General features: G+C 56.3%; 19 protein-coding genes. 9 read left to right on the top strand and 10 right to left on the bottom strand.

The features are described 5' to 3' along the window. Positions 1–168: 168 nt before the first annotated feature. Together FYJ52_RS05430 and FYJ52_RS05425 are read right to left on the bottom strand one after the other, a co-directional pair. A complete protein-coding gene (locus FYJ52_RS05430; RefSeq protein ID WP_205960772.1) occupies positions 169–3,123 on the bottom strand; it encodes a vitamin B12-dependent ribonucleotide reductase in 2,955 nt (984 codons plus the stop codon). Positions 3,124–3,140: 17 nt separating this feature from the next. After that, on the bottom strand, positions 3,141–3,986 hold the full coding sequence (locus FYJ52_RS05425; protein WP_154576209.1) for a polysaccharide deacetylase family protein: 846 nt from the start codon (positions 3,984–3,986) through the stop codon (positions 3,141–3,143). A gap of 134 nt (positions 3,987–4,120) precedes the next feature. Between FYJ52_RS05425 and murI the strand changes: the two genes are divergently transcribed. Then, positions 4,121–4,903: a glutamate racemase gene (gene murI / locus FYJ52_RS05420; protein ID WP_154576208.1), complete on the top strand. Its 783-nt coding sequence runs from the start codon at positions 4,121–4,123 to the stop codon at positions 4,901–4,903. 50 nt (positions 4,904–4,953) lie between these two features. On the opposite strand, the gene rho is transcribed toward murI, so the two are convergent. From rho to FYJ52_RS05405, 3 genes are all read right to left on the bottom strand, one after another. Continuing rightward, positions 4,954–6,567: a transcription termination factor Rho gene (gene rho, locus FYJ52_RS05415; protein ID WP_154576207.1), complete on the bottom strand. Its 1,614-nt coding sequence runs from the start codon at positions 6,565–6,567 to the stop codon at positions 4,954–4,956. A 153-nt stretch (positions 6,568–6,720) separates the two neighbouring features. Then, complete coding sequence (locus FYJ52_RS05410; RefSeq protein WP_154576206.1) at positions 6,721–6,867, bottom strand: LDCC motif putative metal-binding protein; 147 nt, start codon at positions 6,865–6,867, stop codon at positions 6,721–6,723. Positions 6,868–6,872: 5 nt separating this feature from the next. Further along, on the bottom strand, positions 6,873–7,178 hold the full coding sequence (locus FYJ52_RS05405; RefSeq protein WP_154576205.1) for a hypothetical protein: 306 nt from the start codon (positions 7,176–7,178) through the stop codon (positions 6,873–6,875). A gap of 350 nt (positions 7,179–7,528) precedes the next feature. On the opposite strand from FYJ52_RS05405, the gene FYJ52_RS05400 reads away from it, so the two are divergent. Further along, positions 7,529–8,104: a TetR/AcrR family transcriptional regulator gene (locus FYJ52_RS05400; RefSeq protein ID WP_154576204.1), complete on the top strand. Its 576-nt coding sequence runs from the start codon at positions 7,529–7,531 to the stop codon at positions 8,102–8,104. Positions 8,105–8,144: 40 nt separating this feature from the next. On the opposite strand, the gene FYJ52_RS05395 is transcribed toward FYJ52_RS05400, so the two are convergent. Then, on the bottom strand, positions 8,145–8,348 hold the full coding sequence (locus FYJ52_RS05395) for a hypothetical protein (RefSeq protein ID WP_154576203.1): 204 nt from the start codon (positions 8,346–8,348) through the stop codon (positions 8,145–8,147). A gap of 265 nt (positions 8,349–8,613) precedes the next feature. On the opposite strand from FYJ52_RS05395, the gene FYJ52_RS05390 reads away from it, so the two are divergent. Together FYJ52_RS05390 and FYJ52_RS05385 are read left to right on the top strand one after the other, a co-directional pair. Next, entirely contained in the window at positions 8,614–9,105 is a 492-nt protein-coding gene (locus tag FYJ52_RS05390; RefSeq protein WP_154576202.1) for a GNAT family N-acetyltransferase, read from the top strand. Between the two features lie 18 nt (positions 9,106–9,123). After that, positions 9,124–9,852 carry an MBL fold metallo-hydrolase gene (locus tag FYJ52_RS05385; protein WP_154576201.1) on the top strand — a complete coding sequence of 243 codons (729 nt, stop codon included), beginning with the start codon at positions 9,124–9,126 and terminating at the stop codon, positions 9,850–9,852. Between the two features lie 49 nt (positions 9,853–9,901). Here FYJ52_RS05385 and FYJ52_RS05380 read toward each other — a convergent pair whose 3' ends face one another. From FYJ52_RS05380 to FYJ52_RS05370, 3 genes are all read right to left on the bottom strand, one after another. After that, positions 9,902–10,474, bottom strand: coding sequence for a flavin reductase family protein (locus FYJ52_RS05380; protein WP_154576200.1), 573 nt, complete (start codon positions 10,472–10,474; stop codon positions 9,902–9,904). Between the two features lie 71 nt (positions 10,475–10,545). Then, positions 10,546–11,124, bottom strand: coding sequence for an alpha/beta hydrolase (locus tag FYJ52_RS05375; RefSeq protein ID WP_154576199.1), 579 nt, complete (start codon positions 11,122–11,124; stop codon positions 10,546–10,548). Positions 11,125–11,149: 25 nt separating this feature from the next. Further along, a complete protein-coding gene (locus FYJ52_RS05370; protein WP_154576198.1) occupies positions 11,150–11,956 on the bottom strand; it encodes an ADP-ribosylglycohydrolase family protein in 807 nt (268 codons plus the stop codon). Positions 11,957–12,075: 119 nt separating this feature from the next. Between FYJ52_RS05370 and FYJ52_RS05365 the strand changes: the two genes are divergently transcribed. After that, complete coding sequence (locus tag FYJ52_RS05365; RefSeq protein WP_154576197.1) at positions 12,076–12,378, top strand: YunC family protein; 303 nt, start codon at positions 12,076–12,078, stop codon at positions 12,376–12,378. A gap of 144 nt (positions 12,379–12,522) precedes the next feature. Then, positions 12,523–12,957, top strand: coding sequence for an Rrf2 family transcriptional regulator (locus tag FYJ52_RS05360; RefSeq protein ID WP_154576196.1), 435 nt, complete (start codon positions 12,523–12,525; stop codon positions 12,955–12,957). Between the two features lie 65 nt (positions 12,958–13,022). Here the strand turns inward: FYJ52_RS05360 and trxA are convergent, their stop codons facing one another. Continuing rightward, positions 13,023–13,331 carry a thioredoxin gene (gene trxA, locus FYJ52_RS05355; RefSeq protein WP_154576195.1) on the bottom strand — a complete coding sequence of 103 codons (309 nt, stop codon included), beginning with the start codon at positions 13,329–13,331 and terminating at the stop codon, positions 13,023–13,025. 176 nt (positions 13,332–13,507) lie between these two features. On the opposite strand from trxA, the gene FYJ52_RS05350 reads away from it, so the two are divergent. From FYJ52_RS05350 to FYJ52_RS05340, 3 genes are read left to right on the top strand one after another with little or no spacing between them, the layout of a single operon-like run. Beyond that, complete coding sequence (locus tag FYJ52_RS05350) at positions 13,508–14,884, top strand: sodium-dependent transporter (protein ID WP_154576194.1); 1,377 nt, start codon at positions 13,508–13,510, stop codon at positions 14,882–14,884. 57 nt (positions 14,885–14,941) lie between these two features. After that, positions 14,942–16,315, top strand: a complete 1,374-nt coding sequence (locus FYJ52_RS05345; RefSeq protein ID WP_154576193.1) for a sodium-dependent transporter — start codon at positions 14,942–14,944, stop codon at positions 16,313–16,315. A gap of 13 nt (positions 16,316–16,328) precedes the next feature. Further along, positions 16,329–17,705 carry a sodium-dependent transporter gene (locus FYJ52_RS05340; RefSeq protein WP_154576192.1) on the top strand — a complete coding sequence of 459 codons (1,377 nt, stop codon included), beginning with the start codon at positions 16,329–16,331 and terminating at the stop codon, positions 17,703–17,705. The last annotated feature ends 75 nt before the right edge of the window (positions 17,706–17,780 follow it).

The raw sequence follows: 17,780 nt of genomic DNA, 5'->3' as shown, positions 1-17,780 counted from the left end.
AGAACCACTCAGGACCGAATCGTCCTATATTTCGATTTCAATTTATAAATCTACAAATTGCAGCTTGATATTAAATCAAACGAGGCTCCTGAGTATTTTCTCAGAGCCTCGTTTGTCTACAGTCTGAAGCCTCAAACATTGCGTTTGAGGCTTTCTTGCGTGTGTGAATCAGGAACACCCGGTGGTGGAGCCGCAGTCGAGGCAGACTTTGCAGGTGCCGTTGCGCACCATCCGGTCGCTGCCGCAGTTCGGGCAGATTTCACCGTAAAGGCGTTCGCCGGATTCGGCGTCGTCGGCTGGCTGTTCGCCGTCGTCGAGCTCGGTCATCCCCGACATCGAGGACATGTCGACCTGAGTCGGCACGAATTCGGAGCGCTTGTAGTGGTGGGTCGGCTTGACCTGGCAGCGGGAATAGTCGCCGCATTCGATGTCGATGACCTTGGAGATCAAATCGGAAATCGACGACGCGCTCTTGATGTAGGGGTGGCGCAGCACAAGCCCCGAAGGTTCGTACTTTTGGCCTCTGAGCATCGCGGAGATGTCCTTCGGCGGGATCCCGTACTGGAGCATGTGGGAAATCGACTTAGACAATGACGCCAGCAGCCCCTTGACGACGGTGCCTTCCCGGTCGGTCGAGACGAAGATTTCGCTGATCTGATCGTTGTCGTAGAAGGACACGGTGATGTACAGCTCGATGTCGCCGATCTTGGCCGCGTGGGTGCGGCTGTTGCGGATGCCCTTGGGCTTTTTGCGTTCCAGCACGTTGGCATTGCTCTGGACCAAATCGATGAGTTCGTCGTAGCTCAGGTCTGTCAGCTTGCGCTTGCCGTCCTGCTGGCCGCCGGTTGACAGCGGCTGGGCCGCCTTGCAGCCGTCGCGGTAGGTGGCGATGGCCTTGCAGCCCGAGCGGTAGGCCATCAGGTTGATGTTCGCGATGTCAGCTTCCGTCGCGCTGTTCGGCATGTTGACGGTTTTGCTGACCGAGCCGGAGATCATCGGCGTGATCGCCGCGACCATTAACACGTGGCCTTCCGGTCGAATGTCGTTGGCACAGTCGAAAATCGGCAGATCCTTTTCTTTGATATAAGGCGCGCCCTTCAGGCCACCGTGCTTCAGCATGCCGTTGTCGTCGGTTTCGAGCAGGTAATCCATCATCGCCTGCACCTGGTCATCGGGGTAGCCTAAATGGTGCAGCGCCGTTTCCAGCACCGGATTGACGATCTGCATCGCGCCGCCGCCGATGAGCTTTTTCAGCACGACTTGGCTGTAGAAGGGTTCGATCGAGGTGGCGCCGCAGTCCATCGCGAAGGAGATCGTACCTGTTGGCGCGATGACGGTCACTTGGGCGTTGCGGTAGCCGTAGGCTTCGCCCAGATCCATCGCGTCGTGCCAGACCTGCTTGACGGTGTCGGACAGGTTGGACATGCCGACCTGATTCAGAATTGGATGGTCGACGATATAGGGGTCGTATCCCAGATCTTCAAAGGCGTCAGTGCGGGCGCCGGCGATCCTCGCATGGTTGCGGATGACCCGGGCCATGTAGGGCGCGTTGACGGCGTAGCACGGGAAGGGCCCGACCTTTTCAGCCATCAGCGCGGACACCGCGTAGGAGGCGCCGGTCATGATGCCGGCGAGGGCCGCGGCGATGTTCCGCGCTTCGTCGGAATCGTAGGGGTAGCCGGCATCCATCACCAATGAGGCGATGTTGGCCAGCCCCAGGCCGGTGGTGCGGAAGAGGTAGCTCTTGCGGGCCACTTCCTCAGTGGGGAACTGTCCCCAGTAAATGGACGCTTCCAGCACCAGCTGAATCAATCCCACCAAGTGGACGAAGCGTTCGACGTCGAAGACGCCGTCGTGATAAAAGCGGTACACGTTGATGGAGGCCAGGTTGCAGGCGGTGTCGTCGAGAAAGGCGTATTCCGAGCACGGGTTGGTCGCGTTGATCCGGTTGTACTTGGCGCCGACGTTGCCGTCCTCGCCGGCCGGGCAGGTGTGCCAGGCGTTGAAGCGGTCGTCGAACTGCAGCCCTGGATCGGCGCATTCCCAGGCAGCCTGATTTATTTCGTGCCAAAGCTCCTGGACCTTGACGTCGCGGTTCACCCGATCGTCTACCCGGCCCTTCAGCGTCAAGGTGGCGTCCGGGTCGTCGTCTAAATGCATGACCTTGTCCATGAAATCCCGGTTGACGCGCACCGAGTTGTTGGCGTTCTGGCCGGAGACGGTCTGGTAGGCTTCGCCGTCCATGCTGGTGTCGTAGCCCATCTTGCCCAGATCCCGAACCTTTTGTTCTTCGTGGGCCTTCCAATTGATAAAGGCTTCGATTTCCGGGTGGTCGATGTCGGCGATGACCATTTTGGCCGCCCGTCTGGTGGTGCCGCCGGATTTGATCGCGCCGGCATTGCGGTCGAGCCCCTGGAGGAAGCTCATCATCCCGGAGGATTTGCCGCCGGAGGAGAGCTTTTCGTTGACGCCCCGCAGCGAGGAGAAGTTGGTGCCGACGCCGGAGCCGCCTTTGAAGAGCTTCGTTTCGGAGACGTAGTGATCGGAGATCGACCCTTCGCCCAAAAGCTGATCTTTGATCGAGAGGATGAAGCAGGCCGAGGACTGGGTCCGCGTGTAGCGGTCGTTGGACAGCACGACTTTGCCGGCCTTTTCGTCGTAGTAATAGAGGTTGTCCGATTCGGCTTCAATGCCGTAATTGCGTTTGATGCCGGTGTTGAACCACTGGGGCGAGTTGGGCGCCCACATCTGGCTCAAGAAGGCGAAGACTAGCTCGTCGTAGACGATCTGCCACTGTGCGTCGTTGTCGATGAGACCTTCCTCGCGCAGCGCGTCGGTCCAGAAGCCGACGAGACGGTCGGCGACCTGGCGCATCGACGTTTCGTGGCCGGTGCCGGGCACCCCTTCTTTTCTGAAGTATTTGCTCGCGATGATGTTGCAGGCGTTCTGGGAGTAGGCCTTCGGGAATTCCAGGCCTTTCATTTCGAAGGCAATTTGGCCGGTGCGGTAGTCGGTTAATGAGACGTCAACGGTTTGCCAGTCGAATAGGTCGTAGACGGTGCGGTCACTGTTTTCGAGAGACTTGGTAAAAACGCGTTCGAATAATTGGGATAGGTGTTTCAAGATCGTTCTCCGTTTCATTAATTTGCAATGGGCTGATGGGGGGCGTAAGAATTGCGGGAAATCCCTTTGAAGGTGTAGCCCCGGGAGCGGTAATTGTCGATGATGCGCTGCAGCGCCTGGACGGTCGTCCCTTTGCCGGGAGCGTCGTGGCACAGCAGCACGACGTTGTTGTCATTGCAGGCGGTGGCGTGCTTGACGAGGTCGTCCACCGCGTCCTCGCTGTGGGCGGCGTCGGTGGAATCGGCGTTCCAGTCGTAGTACTGGTAGCCGCGTTTGTTCAATTCCGCGGCCAGTTTACCCATGATGCCCTGGGCGTAATTCCGGGACACGGTGTTGGACGAGCCGCCGGGGAAGCGGACGTAGGCGGGCACAAAGCCGATTTCCGATTTGACGATTTGGGCGATCTGGTTCAGATCGTTAAAATAGGTGTCTTCCGAGCGGTAGATGTCGTATTTGTGTGTTTCGGTGTGCAGGCCGATGGTATTGCCTTCATCGTAAGCCTTTTTGATCAAATGGCGGTACTGGGGGTACATGCCCGAGACGAAAAAGGTGGCGTGGATGTGATTCTGCTTCAGAATGGAGAGAATGGCGTCGGTGTTTTCCGATGGGCCGTCATCAAAAGTCAAATAGACGATTTTTTTGTCGGATTGGGTGTCGCGGCCCGGCGCCTTGCCGGGGATCAGCGCGTCGGGAGAGGCCTCGTCGGATTCGGAGGACCCCAGCACAGAGAAGCTGCCCGTCGCCTGGGTGTAGGCGATGTAGGAGCTTAAGCTCGCGGCGCGGGCACCGACCGCAAACAGGGAACAAAAAACAAGCACCGCAGCGAAACCGATGCTTGTCTGTACAATATTTTTAATTCGCATTATAACACTGAACCTCTTTTGTATGAATTCGTGTAGGGATTATTATAACACAGAAATTTTACTTGTTCACCACTCTTTCAATTAAATAAAAAATGACGTATAATATCAAAAGATTACACGACAAGGAGGGCCTTATGCGACCAGCATTTCACAATTACGTTGGGGTCATTGACTCCGGGCTCGGCGGGATTTCCGTCCTTCAGGAAATGACTCGGGAGCTGCCGGACGAGCGGTTTCTGTTTTTCGGCGACTCGGCCAACGCGCCCTACGGCGAAAAGTCGGTGGAACGGGTCCAGCAGATGACCATGGCCATCGCGCAGCGCATGGTCGACGACGGCGTGAAGGCCATCGTCATCGCCTGCAATACCGCGACGAGCGCCGCGGCGGATTTGCTGAGAACCACGTTCACGATTCCGATCGTCGGCATCGAACCGGCGCTGAAGCCGGCGGCCACCTCGGCAGGCAGCCACCGGGTGCTCGTCATGGCCACGCCGGTGACCCTCTCCTTAAAAAAATACCACGATTTGTGGGAACGGTACGCGGGCTACGCCGACTGCGCCTCCCAGTCCTGCCCGGGGCTGGCCAAGCGCATCGAGGGCGGCCGTCTCGACGCGCCGGACCTGGCGGCGATGCTCGAACGCTTTCTCGGGCCCTACCGCGGGAAAATCGACAGCCTGGTCCTCGGCTGTACCCATTATCCCTTTGTGAAAAAGCAGATTCGCCGGGTCCTCGGCGATGACGTGAAGCTGTACGACGGCGGCCGCGGCACGGCCAGAGAGCTGCGCCGGGTCCTCGCCAAGAGAGAGGCCCTCCGGCGGCCGGAGGAAGGGCCGGGCGGCGTCGTCTTCCATTCCAGCATCGACACGCCGGAGGAAATGCGGCTGTACAAAACCTTTTACCATATGGATTTAAATTAACAAGCAGGCGCCCGCTCATGGATTTGAGCGGGCGCCTGTATTTTGTATCTTTAATTCTTGAGAATCCGTTTGAGGAAGACGGCGTTGCTCTCCGTCCGGGTGAGCAGCAGGATGATTTTTTCGGCCATTTCGTCGGCGCCGTCCTTGCCGTAAATTTTTCGGATATTGGTCGACATTTTAAGGGCTTCGGGGCTGAGCAGGAGTTCTTCGCGCCGGGTGCCGCTGCGCTTGATGTCGATGGCCGGGTAGATTCGCCGTTCAGCGAGGTCGCGGTTCAGGTGGAGCTCCATGTTGCCGGTGCCCTTGAATTCTTCGTAGATGATGTCGTCCATGCGGCTGCCCGTATCGACGAGGGCAGTGGCGATGATGGTCAGGCTGCCGCCGCCTTCGATGTTGCGGGCGCTGCCGAAGAACTGCTTCGGGAAGTGGAGGCTCGCCGGGTCGAGACCGCCGGTCAGCGTCCGGCCCGAGGGCTCGATGACGAGGTTGTTCCCGCGCACGAGGCGGGTCAGGCTGTCGACGAGGATCATCACGTCCTGTCCTTGTTCGACCAGGCGCTTGGCCCGGGCGAGGGTCATCTGGGCGGCGCTGAGCTGCCGGTGGGCCGATTCGTCGAAGGTGGAGTAGATGATTTCGGCGTCGACCGACCGTTCCATGTCGGTGACTTCTTCGGGCCGCTCGTCGACGAGGAGAATCATCAGCTTGATGTCCGGCGCGTTCTGGCGCACGCCGTTGGCGATGGCTTTGAGCAGTGTCGTCTTGCCGGATTTCGGCGGGGCGACGATCAGGCCGCGCTGCCCCTTGCCGATGGGGGCAAACAAGTCGATGATCCGGGCCGAGATGGCGTCGCGGTGGGTTTCCAGGGAAATCTGCTCCCGCGGGAAAATCGGCGTCAGCCGCTCAAATTGGGGACGGTGGACGATGGATTCGGGGATGGCGCCGTTGACGGTCTCGACGTAGAGGAGGGCGTCCTGCTTTTCGCCCTCGTCGGATTTGCGAAGGTGGCCGGCGATCAAATCACCGGTGCGCAGGTTGTAGCGCCGGATGATGTTGGCCGGCACGTAGACGTCGTTGTCCCCCGGGTAGCAGTTCTTTTCGATGCGCAGAAAGCCGTAGCCTTCCGGATTCACGTCGAGCACACCGGTCTGGGTTTTCGCGTAGCGGTCCGCGCGGTTGTTCTTCGGCGGGTTCATCATCTTTTCCATTTTTTTGATCAAATCGGCGGTCTTGACGCCGTTGACCTTTTCGAGGAAGAGCATGGCCGCGTACTTTTCGCCCTTTTTCGGCGAGCGCACCCGTCCGCCGAGGATGTCACCGGTTTCCACGCGGAACTTCTGCACCTGGGAGGAGGAGACGTAAACCGGCAGAGCGCCGCCGTCCCGCTCGATGATGCCGTAGCCGGCGGGCAGAATCTTGACCGGCCCTTCGGAATAAGTCGCATCGCTCAAGTTGTCCTTGAGCTTGTAGCGGTTTTTGATGTGCGCGGCTTCTTTCTTTTGATGTTGCCGATTTTCTTTTTCGCGCTGCTTTTCTTCTTCGGCCAGAGCGTCCGCGATCAGGGCGATGAGGTCGGCCTTCCGAATTTTGCTCTTGTAGGATAAAGATAATTTGTCGGCCATCTGCTTCAATTCGGCGATGGTCTTTTGCGTTAAATCTGTTTGCAAGTAAAACTCCTGAAAATCTAAATTAATTGTAAATTTAAAATGCGCCGCAGCGCAAAATGGGATTCAAATAAACGTCTCTATTTTATCAGAGAACACAAGAAAAAAACAGCCGAAAATGGCTGCTTGTGTGAAAAAAGTTGAATGGCGCGCCCATTAGTGCTTGTGCGCGGCTTCCTTCGGCGTGACTTTCTTGTTGGTGTCGCTGCAGCAAGAGGGCTTGCCGCCGTCGAAGGCCTGGCTGTTTTGCCGGGCCAGGCGGTCGAGAAAAGCCTGCCATTTGCGTTTCAGTCGTGATGCCACAATGCTCATCTCCCTATTTCGTCTTTGGTTTCAAAATCGACTCGGCCTTTTTCGAGGCCGCGCACCGGGCTGATGCTGCCGGTCAAGTCGTCGAGATCGTTGATCAAATTGTTTTTGCTGACGTCGATGCCTTCGAGGGCGTCGCTCCAAAAAGGATCGTCGATGGATTCAAAATCGTACATGCCAAGGTAGCGGTCCAGAACATCGTCGAGACTATTGGCCAGCTCGGTGATTTCGGTCAGCAGATCGTTTGCGGCGTCAATCATGGTGGCGGATTCTTTGGATTGTTCGGGAAATTTCTTTGAGTTCATTTCTGACTCCCTTCTGCATGAAAAATTAATTTGTATTCTATTATAAGATGTTCGTCTTTTTTTTTCAAATTTTTTACGCCGATCATTTCAAAAAGCCGGCACGTGCGTGTATTCGGGGCGGAGCCGGCCCCGCCGCCGGGAATGGCGGCGCCTTTTTTGCGTACGGGTTAAAGATTTAATTATACACTTGTAAAATTGATTGTATGGTTGTATGATTAAGAATACAAATAATAAGTCGATGTTAATTTAGATGGATAAACATATTTATAAGCGTTGGCAAAATTTTGCGCAATGACCGTTTGTGAAATATGTCTAATTAATATGAAATCATTCAAGAAGTGTAAGGAAACATGGATAAACGGATCGTAAAAACTCAAAAAAATTTAAAAAATACGCTGCGGCAGATGGTTTTGGAAAAACCCTTTGAAAAGATTTCGGTGACGGAGATCTGCAAGCGGGCCAACACCAGCCGCATCACCTTCTACACCTATTACGGCGACAAGTACGACTTGCTCGAGCATTGCTTCGAGGACATCCAGGAAGAGGCGACGGAACGTTTTAGAGAATTAGAACAGGATAATCCCGATCATAAGCTGAATCTTTCCTGTCAGCATTTTCTCATGGTGCTCATCGAAGTGACGGCGCCATTTGTCCACTCGGCAGCGCAGACAGAAGCGAGTCCGGCGGTGACCATGTATTATCATTTTGTCCTGAAGAATTTGAAAATGTTTGGCAAAGAAAATGCGGACCGGCTGAAGACGAAGTATTGTGTGGAACAGATCGATGCGTTTTTAACCTATGGGCTGTGGGGATTCATTTTTGCCAGCGGCAAAAAAAATGACAGCGCCCAAACGGTAGAAGACGCCAAGCAGCTGATCGACGATTTGCTGGCCAGCCCGGTTTTCGAAAACCTTTCGGAAAAATAAAACCGCTGCCAGAGGCAGCGGTGGAGATGACAAATGATGATTAAGATGGCATGATGCGAAAATAGCAGACGGAGTGGACCGTCAGAACGGTGAGAATGGTGAGACAGATGGTGATGGCGACCTTGACGGATTTGGACCACGGGGTGTACGCCCACATCAGAATGACGCCCATGGGCCAAACCAGAAGCATCGTCACCAGGACGAGAAAATAGGCAAATGTGCCGCGGCGTTTAAGAGCAGTCATGTTTTCAACCTCCTCCATTGGATTTACCCGTATCCTACGCGGATTTCTTTCAGAATGCAAGGCAATCGCAAAATATTATCTTTTTTTGTATTTATTTCAATACAATTACACAGATTACAGGATAGAATGATGCCGTCATTCGAATTTACATTCTTTTTTCTTTTGCGCGCGCCGGATATGATATAATGTAAAATATTCAATTTCATAAAATAAAGTGCCGGATGGGCGCTTGACATTGAAAATACAAAACATCTGGAGGGAAAATATGACAGTTGAAGTGAGAAAATGGAAAGAAAAAGAAGTCGGCAGCATGGTGCGCATCTGGAATCAGATCGTGGCAGAAGGGAATGCCTTTCCGCAGACGAACCTATTGTCCTACGAAGAAGGCCGCGCTTTTTTCGCGAAACAGGATTACACTGGCATCGCCGCTGACATCGAAAGCGGCGCCATCGTCGGGCTCTACATCCTGCACCCCAACAACGTCGGGCGCTGCGGCCACATCGCCAACACGAGCTACGCTGTCGACCGGGAGCGCCGCGGACAGCACATCGGCCGCCTGCTGGTCGAGGATTCCATTGCCCAGGCCCGGGACTTGGGCTATGGCCTCATCCAGCTCAATGCCGTTGTCGCGACGAATCAGACGGCGCTAAAATTGTATCAGGATATCGGGTTTAAACCCCTTGGGACCATCGAACGGGGCTTTCGCATGGATGACGGCCATTACGAAGCGATCGTGCCCCACGTGTATTATTTGTAAAGAAGATAAGGAAAACCAATGAAAATTGTCGATTGCGGGACGGATTTCGTCCACAGCTGGGTGATTCAAAACCGGAACTTGACGGTTTTGGTGGATACGGGCTACGCGGAGGACTGGCCGAATTTTTTAAGCCGGATGCAGGCGGCGGACATCGAGGTATCGGCCCTCAATTATTTATTTTTGACCCACGCCCACGACGATCACGCCGGCTTTGTCAACGAGGTGATGCAAATGGCGCCTGCGCTCAAGGTTTTGGCCTCAAAAAAGGCGCTGTCGGGTCTTCGCCGAGGGCAGAACGGGCCGGGCGGCGGCGTGCCCGACGACAACGCGGCCGCCGTCTGCCGGCAGATGGTCCGGGACGGCCACGGCCGTCACCGTTTCCCGACGATTGCGGAGGAACAGCTTGCCCGTTTTTTGTGGATCGAGGACGTTGCGATCGGCGGGATCCTGCCCGGCGCGGCGGTGCTCGCCCTGCCTGGCCACACAGCGGACAGCATCGGCCTGCTCTGGGACGGGGCATTGTTCTGCGGCGATGCCGCTCAGAACCGGCCGGACTGGCCCATGAAGACGACAATTTGGATTGGCGATGCCGACACCTACCGGGACAGCTGGCGGACCATGATCGACGCACAGCCCGAACGCATCTATCCCGGGCATGGCGCGCCCTTTGACGCGTCCGACCTCGAACAGGACTGGCCGGCGCTGGCGGGATTAAAGCTCAATCCGTCGATTAAAGAGAAAAAATAATCGCGAATTCATTTCGAACGCTCTGGTGTTTTACACCGGGGCGTTTGTTTTACTGCATATACTTTTTCCCGTTGCCCCAGGCGGTGCCGACCCGGCTGCCGATGGCGTAATAGCCGTTCTGGTCGCCGTCGAAAGCGAAGGCGCCGAGTTTTTCAGCATCAACCTTGCTGTCTGCCGTCAGGACGGATTCGTCGGCGACGATATTGACGACTTTGCCGAGAATGCGCTGGCCGTAGGGCTGATCTTGAATTTCAACCACTTCACATTCGAAGGTCAGCGGATATTCGGTGATGACCGGCGCGTCCACGTGGGCGCTCTTTTCGGCGTGCAGGCCGGTCTTGGCGAACTTGTCCGCGACGTCGTTGGCCGACGCGATGCCGAAATAGTCCGATTCGGCGAGGGTGTCCGTTCCCGGAACGGCGAGGGTAAAGGCGCCGCGCTTGCGGATGTTTTCGCTGGTTTTGTGGCGGGCGCCGATGTTCAGCGCGACCATGTCCCGGGCGCAGACGCCGCCCCAGGCCATCATCATCACGTCGACAGAATCGTCATCGTCGTAGGAGCCGATCATGTACGTCGGCTGTGGAAATAAAATCGGCTTGACGCCGATGTCTTTTAAACTCATGGTGAAACCTCCTTGGTCTTTTTTGCAAAGGTATTATAGATTTGAAAGGACAAGTTTTTCTTAAGGGGCGGCTAGAGGGTCTGGATGTAATTTTCGGTGCGGCGCATGACGTCTTTTAAGGTGTCGAGATCGTGCAGCACGTCGCCGGTTTCGAGGGAGTGGTTGGCGCCGGGGTAGACCGTCAGCGGCAGATGGCGGGCCTTGGCGCCGGCGGCGACGGTTTCGCGGCCGACCCACGGGTCCGCGTCGCCGCAGAACGCAATCCCGCAGCCGTCCCGGGCAAAATCAAAGGTTTCTTTCAGCGGGGTGTAAAAAATGTGGTGAACGGTTTTGCGCTGAAAGGTGCCGGCCGCCAGATGGGCGGCGAGAATGGTGCCGATGCTCTTGCCGATCAAGAGGTAGCTGTCGTAATCGGGAAAAGCCCGAAGCTGTCCCTGAACCGAATTCAGCGCTTGGTCAAAAGCCCGTTCTCGGCGGGCCTGATCCCGGCGCATGTCGGAGATGGCCGCGCTTTTGAACTCGGGGTAGCCGACGGTGCGGACTTCCCAGCCGGCTTGTTTCGCGAGCTTGGCGCTGTAATACAAAAGGGGCCGGTCGACGCCGTAGCCGACGCCGGGGAAGAGGATCGCGCATTTTTTTGTTTTGGACATGTCGTCTCCTTTCAATTCAAACCCATCACGCGCCGAGCTTTCCAAACCGGAAGGCCGAAAAGGCGCAGGCCAGCCGCCGCAGGTTGTCGTCCAGCATGGCGTAAGCCTTTTCGCGGAGGACTGCCGGCATGCCAAAGGCCGCTTCGGCGATGCCGCCGGCCATGCAGGCGAGGGTGTCGCTGTCGCCGCCGAGGGAGATGGCTAGGCGGAGGGTGCCCTCGTAATCCCGCCCTTCGAGAAAAGCGGTGATGGCTTCGGGCACAGAGCCCGGGCAGGTGGCGTCCATCTGGTAATCCGGGCGGATGGCGTCGAGATTTCTCGATAGATCGTAGCCGAAACGATCTGTGACGGTCTGCCGGATTGTGTCCTTGTCCGCGCCCTGGCGCGCGAGGACGATGCAGACGGCGATGGCCTGGGCGCCCTTGATGCCCTCGGGGTGGTCGTGGGTCACTTCGGCTGTGATCTTGGCCAGATGGGCCGCCTCTTCTACCGAAGCGGCGATCCAGCCCACCGGCGACACGCGCATGGCGCTGCCGTTGCCGAAACTGCCGTAGGGCTTGGGATTTTCGGCGCGGAGCCATTGGCTGAAATAGCCGCCATAGCCTCGGTCTGGGTAGGCCTGTCCCAGCGCCTGCATATTCTGGACCAGCGCTTTTTTAAGCGCCCCCGCCCCCTGGGCGTCTGCTTCGATTAAAGATTTGGCGACAGCGAAAGTCATCACCGTGTCGTCGGTGAAGGCGGACCCGTCCTGAATCAGCGGAAAATCCGTCGTTTTAATGGGATGACGCTCGTAGATCGAGCCGGCGATGTCGCCCAATACCGCTCCTAACATAAAGATGCCTCCTTTTGTTTGCGTTGGTTTTATTATAGCACAGGCAGAAGCTTTGCCGCATTGACACGGCAGGGCGGTGAGGGTAAAATCAAGGTAAATAACAAATCCGAGGTGAAACCATGATTACGATCGATAACATTCAAATAGACGGCAAAAGAAGCGAAGGCCTTTTGATTCAGTCCCCCGGCGGCGAAGGCCATCCGAACATGATTTTGATTCAATGTGCAAAGGGCTATCTGATGTGCGGCTACCTGAATCTGGACGCAGCCGACAAATTCGGCGACGCGGCGGTGCTCGTCGGCGGCGCAGATTTTGACGCGGTGCTGCACAATCCGATCAAGGGAATGACGGCAGCGGCGAGGGCCCTCGGCGTCCAAGACGGCATGACCGGCGAAGAAGCGGCAGAAATTCTCAACCGTTGAGCGTGGGCCAGTGTGAACTTTTCAGATCGGCGGCGTCGGCGGCCGGTCTGTTTTTTTGCAAAGTGCGTCAATAAAATTTGACAAAAGGGATGATATCTAATATATTACAGATAGGACGTACTTCGTTTTGATAGGAGGCAGGCAATGCAGGTTTCAACAAAATTTACGATCGCCATTCACGTACTGACGGCGACCGCTTATTTTTCAAAGGATCAAAAGGTGACCAGTGAATTTCTGGCAGCGAGTGTGGGCAGCAACCCGGTGATCATCCGCAACATCATGGGTCAGCTCAAAAAAGCGGGGCTGATTGCAGTGAAGCGCGGCCCGGGCGGCATGGCCATTACCCGGCCGCTGGATCAGATCACATTTCGGGACGTGTACCGCGCGGTGGAAACCCACGGGGAGGAAGCGCTGTTCCGTTTTCACAGCAATCCCAACCTCAAGTGCCCGGTCGGCCGCAACATTCACTTCGCGCTGGACGATATTCTCGAAGCCATTCACCGCGATTTTGAAGAGGATTTAAGCCGTCACACCTTGGCGGAAGTGTACGAAAACACCGTGCGCGCCATTGCGGGCTAAAGCGGCATATTCAAAAAACGGCCAGCCGAAATTTTCGGCTGGCCGTTTTTGCGTGTCCGTTAAAATTAGTCCAAAAGGGCGAGAATGCGGTCCTTCGGGATCGCACCGACCTGGCGGTTGGTGATTTCGCCGTTTTTGAAGACCATCAGCGTCGGGATGCTCATGATGCCGTATTGTTTGGCGATATCCGGTTCTTCGTCGACGTTGACCTTGCCGACGATGAATTCGTCGTGTTCTTCGGCAATTTGGTCGACCATCGGCGAGACCATTTTGCACGGACCGCACCAGCTGGCCCAGAAATCGAGGAGCACCGGCTTGTCAGCCTGCAGCACGCTTTGTTCAAAGTTATCTTTTGTAATGGTGAGTACACTCATATCATGACCTCCTTTATCGATCATCGTGTTCTTGTGTTTTCGTTCTTAAGCAAGACCTTATTTTATCGGCAATTACTTTAAAATGGCTTTAAAGATTTGTGACGATTGCCCATAAATGTGGTAGAATAAAAACCATTGTTTAAATCTATCTTAATCCATTTGAGGACAAAACGCACATGACCAATCAAACCAATGAAGAAAAATTTTCGAGCCGGCTGGGCTTTATTCTGACCTCGGCCGGCTGCGCCATCGGCCTCGGCAACGTCTGGCGCTTCCCTTACATCACAGGGAAATACGGCGGGGGGCTCTTTGTGGCGATCTACATTCTGTTTCTGCTGATTCTCGGGATTCCGATTGTGACGGCGGAGCTGTCCGTCGGGCGAGCCAGCCGGAAGAGCGTGATGCGCTCTTTCGACGTGCTCGAACCGGAAGGGACGAAGTGGCACGCCTACAAATGGATCGCGATGGCCGGCAATTACCTTTTGATGATGTATTACACGACCATCGCCGGCTGGATTCTGCTGTATTTTTTCAAGACGGCCCGCGGTGATTTTGTCGGCTTGAAAAGCGCGGGCGTGGCTCAGGCCTTTGGGGCGACGACCGCCAGCCCGGTGGTGTCCGTGGTCTTCATGGCGGTCATCGTGGCCCTCGGTTTTGGCATCTGCGCCGGCGGACTCCAGGGCGGGGTCGAGCGGATTACCAAGGGCATCATGGTTGCGCTTTTTGTGCTGATGGTGCTGCTCGCCGTCAATTCTCTGCGGCTGCCCGGCGCCAAGGCCGGAATGGCTTTTTATTTGAAGCCCACCCCAGGCGAGCTCACCCTGCACACCCTGCCGGAGACGATTTACGCGGCGATGGGCCAGTCGCTGTTCACCCTCGGCGTCGGCATCGGCTCCATGGGAATTTTCGGGGCTTATATCGGCAAAGAGAAGCGCCTCTTCGGCGAAGGGGTGACCATTGCGGCGCTGGACACGGTGATCGCGATCCTCGCCGGTGTGGTGATCTTCCCGGCGTGTTTTTCCTACGGGGTCAAGCCGACCTCCGGGCCGCCTTTGATTTTCATCACCCTGCCCAACGTGTTCAACCATATGCCCAATGGCCGGTTCTGGGGCGCGCTGTTCTTTTTGTTCATGACCTTCGCGGCGCTGTCGACGGTGATCGCCGTGTTTCAGAACATCATCGCCAATTTCCGCGATGTGACGGGCCTGCCCCTCAAGAAAAGCTGCGCCGTCAACGCGGTGCTGCTGATTGTATTGTCGCTGCCCTGCGCGCTGGGCTTCAACGTCTTGTCGTTCGTCCAGCCCCTGGGCGCTGGGTCGACGATTCTCGATCTCGAGGATTTCCTCGTGTCGAGCAACATCGTGCCCGTCGGCTCCATCATTTACGTGCTGTTTATCACAGCCAGAGCGGGCTGGGGCTTCGACGGCTTTTTGTCGGAAGTCAACACCGGGACGGGCCTGCGCTTCCCCGGCGGGCGCGCCAGCCGGTTTTACATGGGTGTGGTGCTGCCGGTTCTCATCGCGGTGATCATGATCGGCGGCTATTTAGGGTAGCTGTCGATCGGACAATATTCGAGCAAATAAGAAATTAAGTAGAGGAGAATTCATTTTATGGAGAAAAAAAGAGAGACATTCTCGAACCGATTGGGGTTTATTCTGGTCTCCGCCGGCTGCGCCATCGGCCTTGGGAATGTCTGGCGGTTTCCCTACATCACAGGGAAGTACGGCGGCGGCGCCTTTGTGCTTTTGTATTTGTTCTTTTTAGTGATTCTCGGCATTCCGGTCATGACGGCGGAATTCGCCGTGGGCCGGGCGAGCCGGCGCTCGACGGCGATGTCCTTTGAACGCCTCGAGCCGGAAGGCACAAAATGGCACGTCTACAAATGGTTTGCGATGGCTGGAAATTACCTTTTGATGATGTATTACACGACCATCTGCGGCTGGCTGATCTTGTTTTTCGTCAAGATGCTGCGCGGCGATTTCACCGGGATGAGCCCCAATCAAATCGCGGCCGCTTTTACTCAGGTGACCCAGAATCCGTGGCTTTGTGTCGGCTTTATGGTGCTGGTGGTGGTGCTCGGCTTTGCGATCTGCGCCGGCGGCCTCCAGGGCGGGGTCGAACGGATCGTCAAGGTGATGATGACGGCGCTGATCGTGCTGATGATCGTGCTGGCGGTCAATTCGGTGCGGCTGCCCGGCGCCTCGAAGGGGCTTCGGTTTTACCTGACGCCGAATTTTCACCACATGGTTCAGTACGGCATCGGGCGGACCATTTTCGCGGCCATGGGCCAGGCCTTCTTCACCTTGAGCATCGGCATCGGCGCGATGGCCATTTTCGGCTCGTACATTGGGAAAGAAAAGCGCCTGCTCGGCGAATCGGTGACGATTTCGGCGCTGGATACCCTGGTGGCCATCCTCGCGGGGCTGATCATCTTCCCGGCCTGCTTCGCCTACGGGGTGACGCCGACGGCCGGGCCGTCTTTGATCTTCATCACCTTGCCCAACGTGTTCAACCACATGCCCCACGGCCAGATCTGGGGGGCGCTGTTTTTCGTGTTCATGACCTTTGCGGCGCTGTCGACTGTTCTCGCGGTGTTTCAAAACATCGTGTCCTACGCGACGGATCTGACGTCGGTTTCGGTGAAAAAAGCCTGTCTGATCAATGGGGCCGTTGTGATCCTGCTGTCACTGCCCTGCGCTCTGGGCTTTTCGGTGCTCTCCGGTGTGCATCCGATGGGGGTCGGCACGACGATTCTCGATTTTGAAGACTTTATCTTGAGCAACAACCTGATGCCCATCGGCTCGATGATTTATCTGCTGTTCTGCGTCACCAAGAGCGGCTGGGGCTACGACGGCTTCATTCACGAGGCCAACGAAGGGGAAGGCCTTCGCATGCCCGAAGGCGGCGTCTCAAAAATCTATCTGACTTACGTGCTGCCCTTTGTCGTCTTCTGCGTCTTCCTCGGCGGCTATTTGATTCATTAAAGAAAGGACTTTTATGGCAGATCAAAAAAGAGAAACCTTTTCGAGCCGGCTGGGCTTTATTCTGGTGTCGGCCGGCTGCGCCATCGGCCTCGGCAACGTCTGGCGCTTTCCTTACATCACCGGCCGCTACGGCGGCGGCGCCTTTGTCATTTTGTACCTGTTTTTCCTGCTGATCCTCGGCATTCCGATCATGACCGTGGAATTCGCCGTGGGCCGGGCGAGCCGGCGCTCGACGGCGTTGTCCTTCGAGCAGCTGGAGCCGAAGGGATCGAAATGGCACATTTACAAATACTTTGCGATGGCCGGCAATTATTTGCTCATGATGTATTACACGACGATCTCCGGCTGGATGATTTTGTTCTTTTTCAAGATGATCCGTGGCGATTTTGTCGGGATGAACGCCGCGCAGATCGCCGCGGCCTTTGCGGCAGTCACCGCCGATCCGAGGCTTTGCGTCGGTTTTATGATCGTGGTCGTGCTGATCGGCTTCGGCGTCTGCGCCGGCGGCCTCCAGGGCGGGGTCGAGCGCATCGTCAAAGTGATGATGGTGGCTCTCATTGTGCTGATGGCGGCGCTGGCGGTCAACTCCGCGCGGCTGCCCGGCGCTGCAAAGGGCATCGCCTTTTATTTAAAGCCCAACCTGCACCACATGGTCAAATACGGCATCAGCAAGACGATATTCGCGGCGATGGGCCAGGCCTTCTTCACGCTGAGCATCGGCACCGGATCGATGGCGATTTTCGGCTCGTACATCGACCGGGACAAGCGGCTCATGGGAGAAGCGGTCACGATTTCAGCCCTCGACACCTTTGTGGCCATTTTGGCCGGGCTGATCATCTTCCCGGCCTGCTTTGCCTACGGCGTGACGCCGACGGCCGGGCCGTCACTGATCTTCATCACCCTGCCCAACGTGTTCAACCACATGCCCCACGGCCAGATCTGGGGCGCGCTGTTCTTTTTGTTCATGACCTTCGCGGCCATGTCGACGGTCATCGCGGTGTTCCAGAACATCGTCGCCTACATGACCGATTTAAAAGGCGTTTCGGTGAAGACCTCCTGCCTGATCAACACGATCGCGATGATCCTGCTGTCGCTGCCCTGCGCCATGGGCTTCTCGGTGCTCTCGGGCGTGCACCCGATGGGCGTCGGCACGACGATTCTCGATTTCGAGGACTTCATCTTGAGCAATAACCTGATGCCCCTCGGCTCGCTGGTCTATTTGCTCTTCTGCGTCACCAAGATGGGCTGGGGCTACGACGGCTTCATCCACGAGGTGAACACCGGCAAGGGACTCGCCATGCCGGAATCGCCCTTGACCAAAACCTATCTGACTTATATTTTGCCGCTGGTGGTGCTCTGCGTGTTCCTCGGCGGGTATTTGATTCATTAAGCTTCAGGCCTCTCTCGTCAGGGGCCTTCTTTTTTTGTGTGATGATCAAAATCTTGAAGAAACTGCAATTTTTGG

The sequence above is a fragment of the Pseudoramibacter porci genome (assembly GCF_009696145.1).
Classification (GTDB): Bacteria; Bacillota; Clostridia; order Eubacteriales; family Eubacteriaceae; genus Pseudoramibacter; species Pseudoramibacter porci.
Note: the sequence above shows the minus strand (reverse complement) of the source record. Positions and strands in the feature narration are given on the sequence as shown.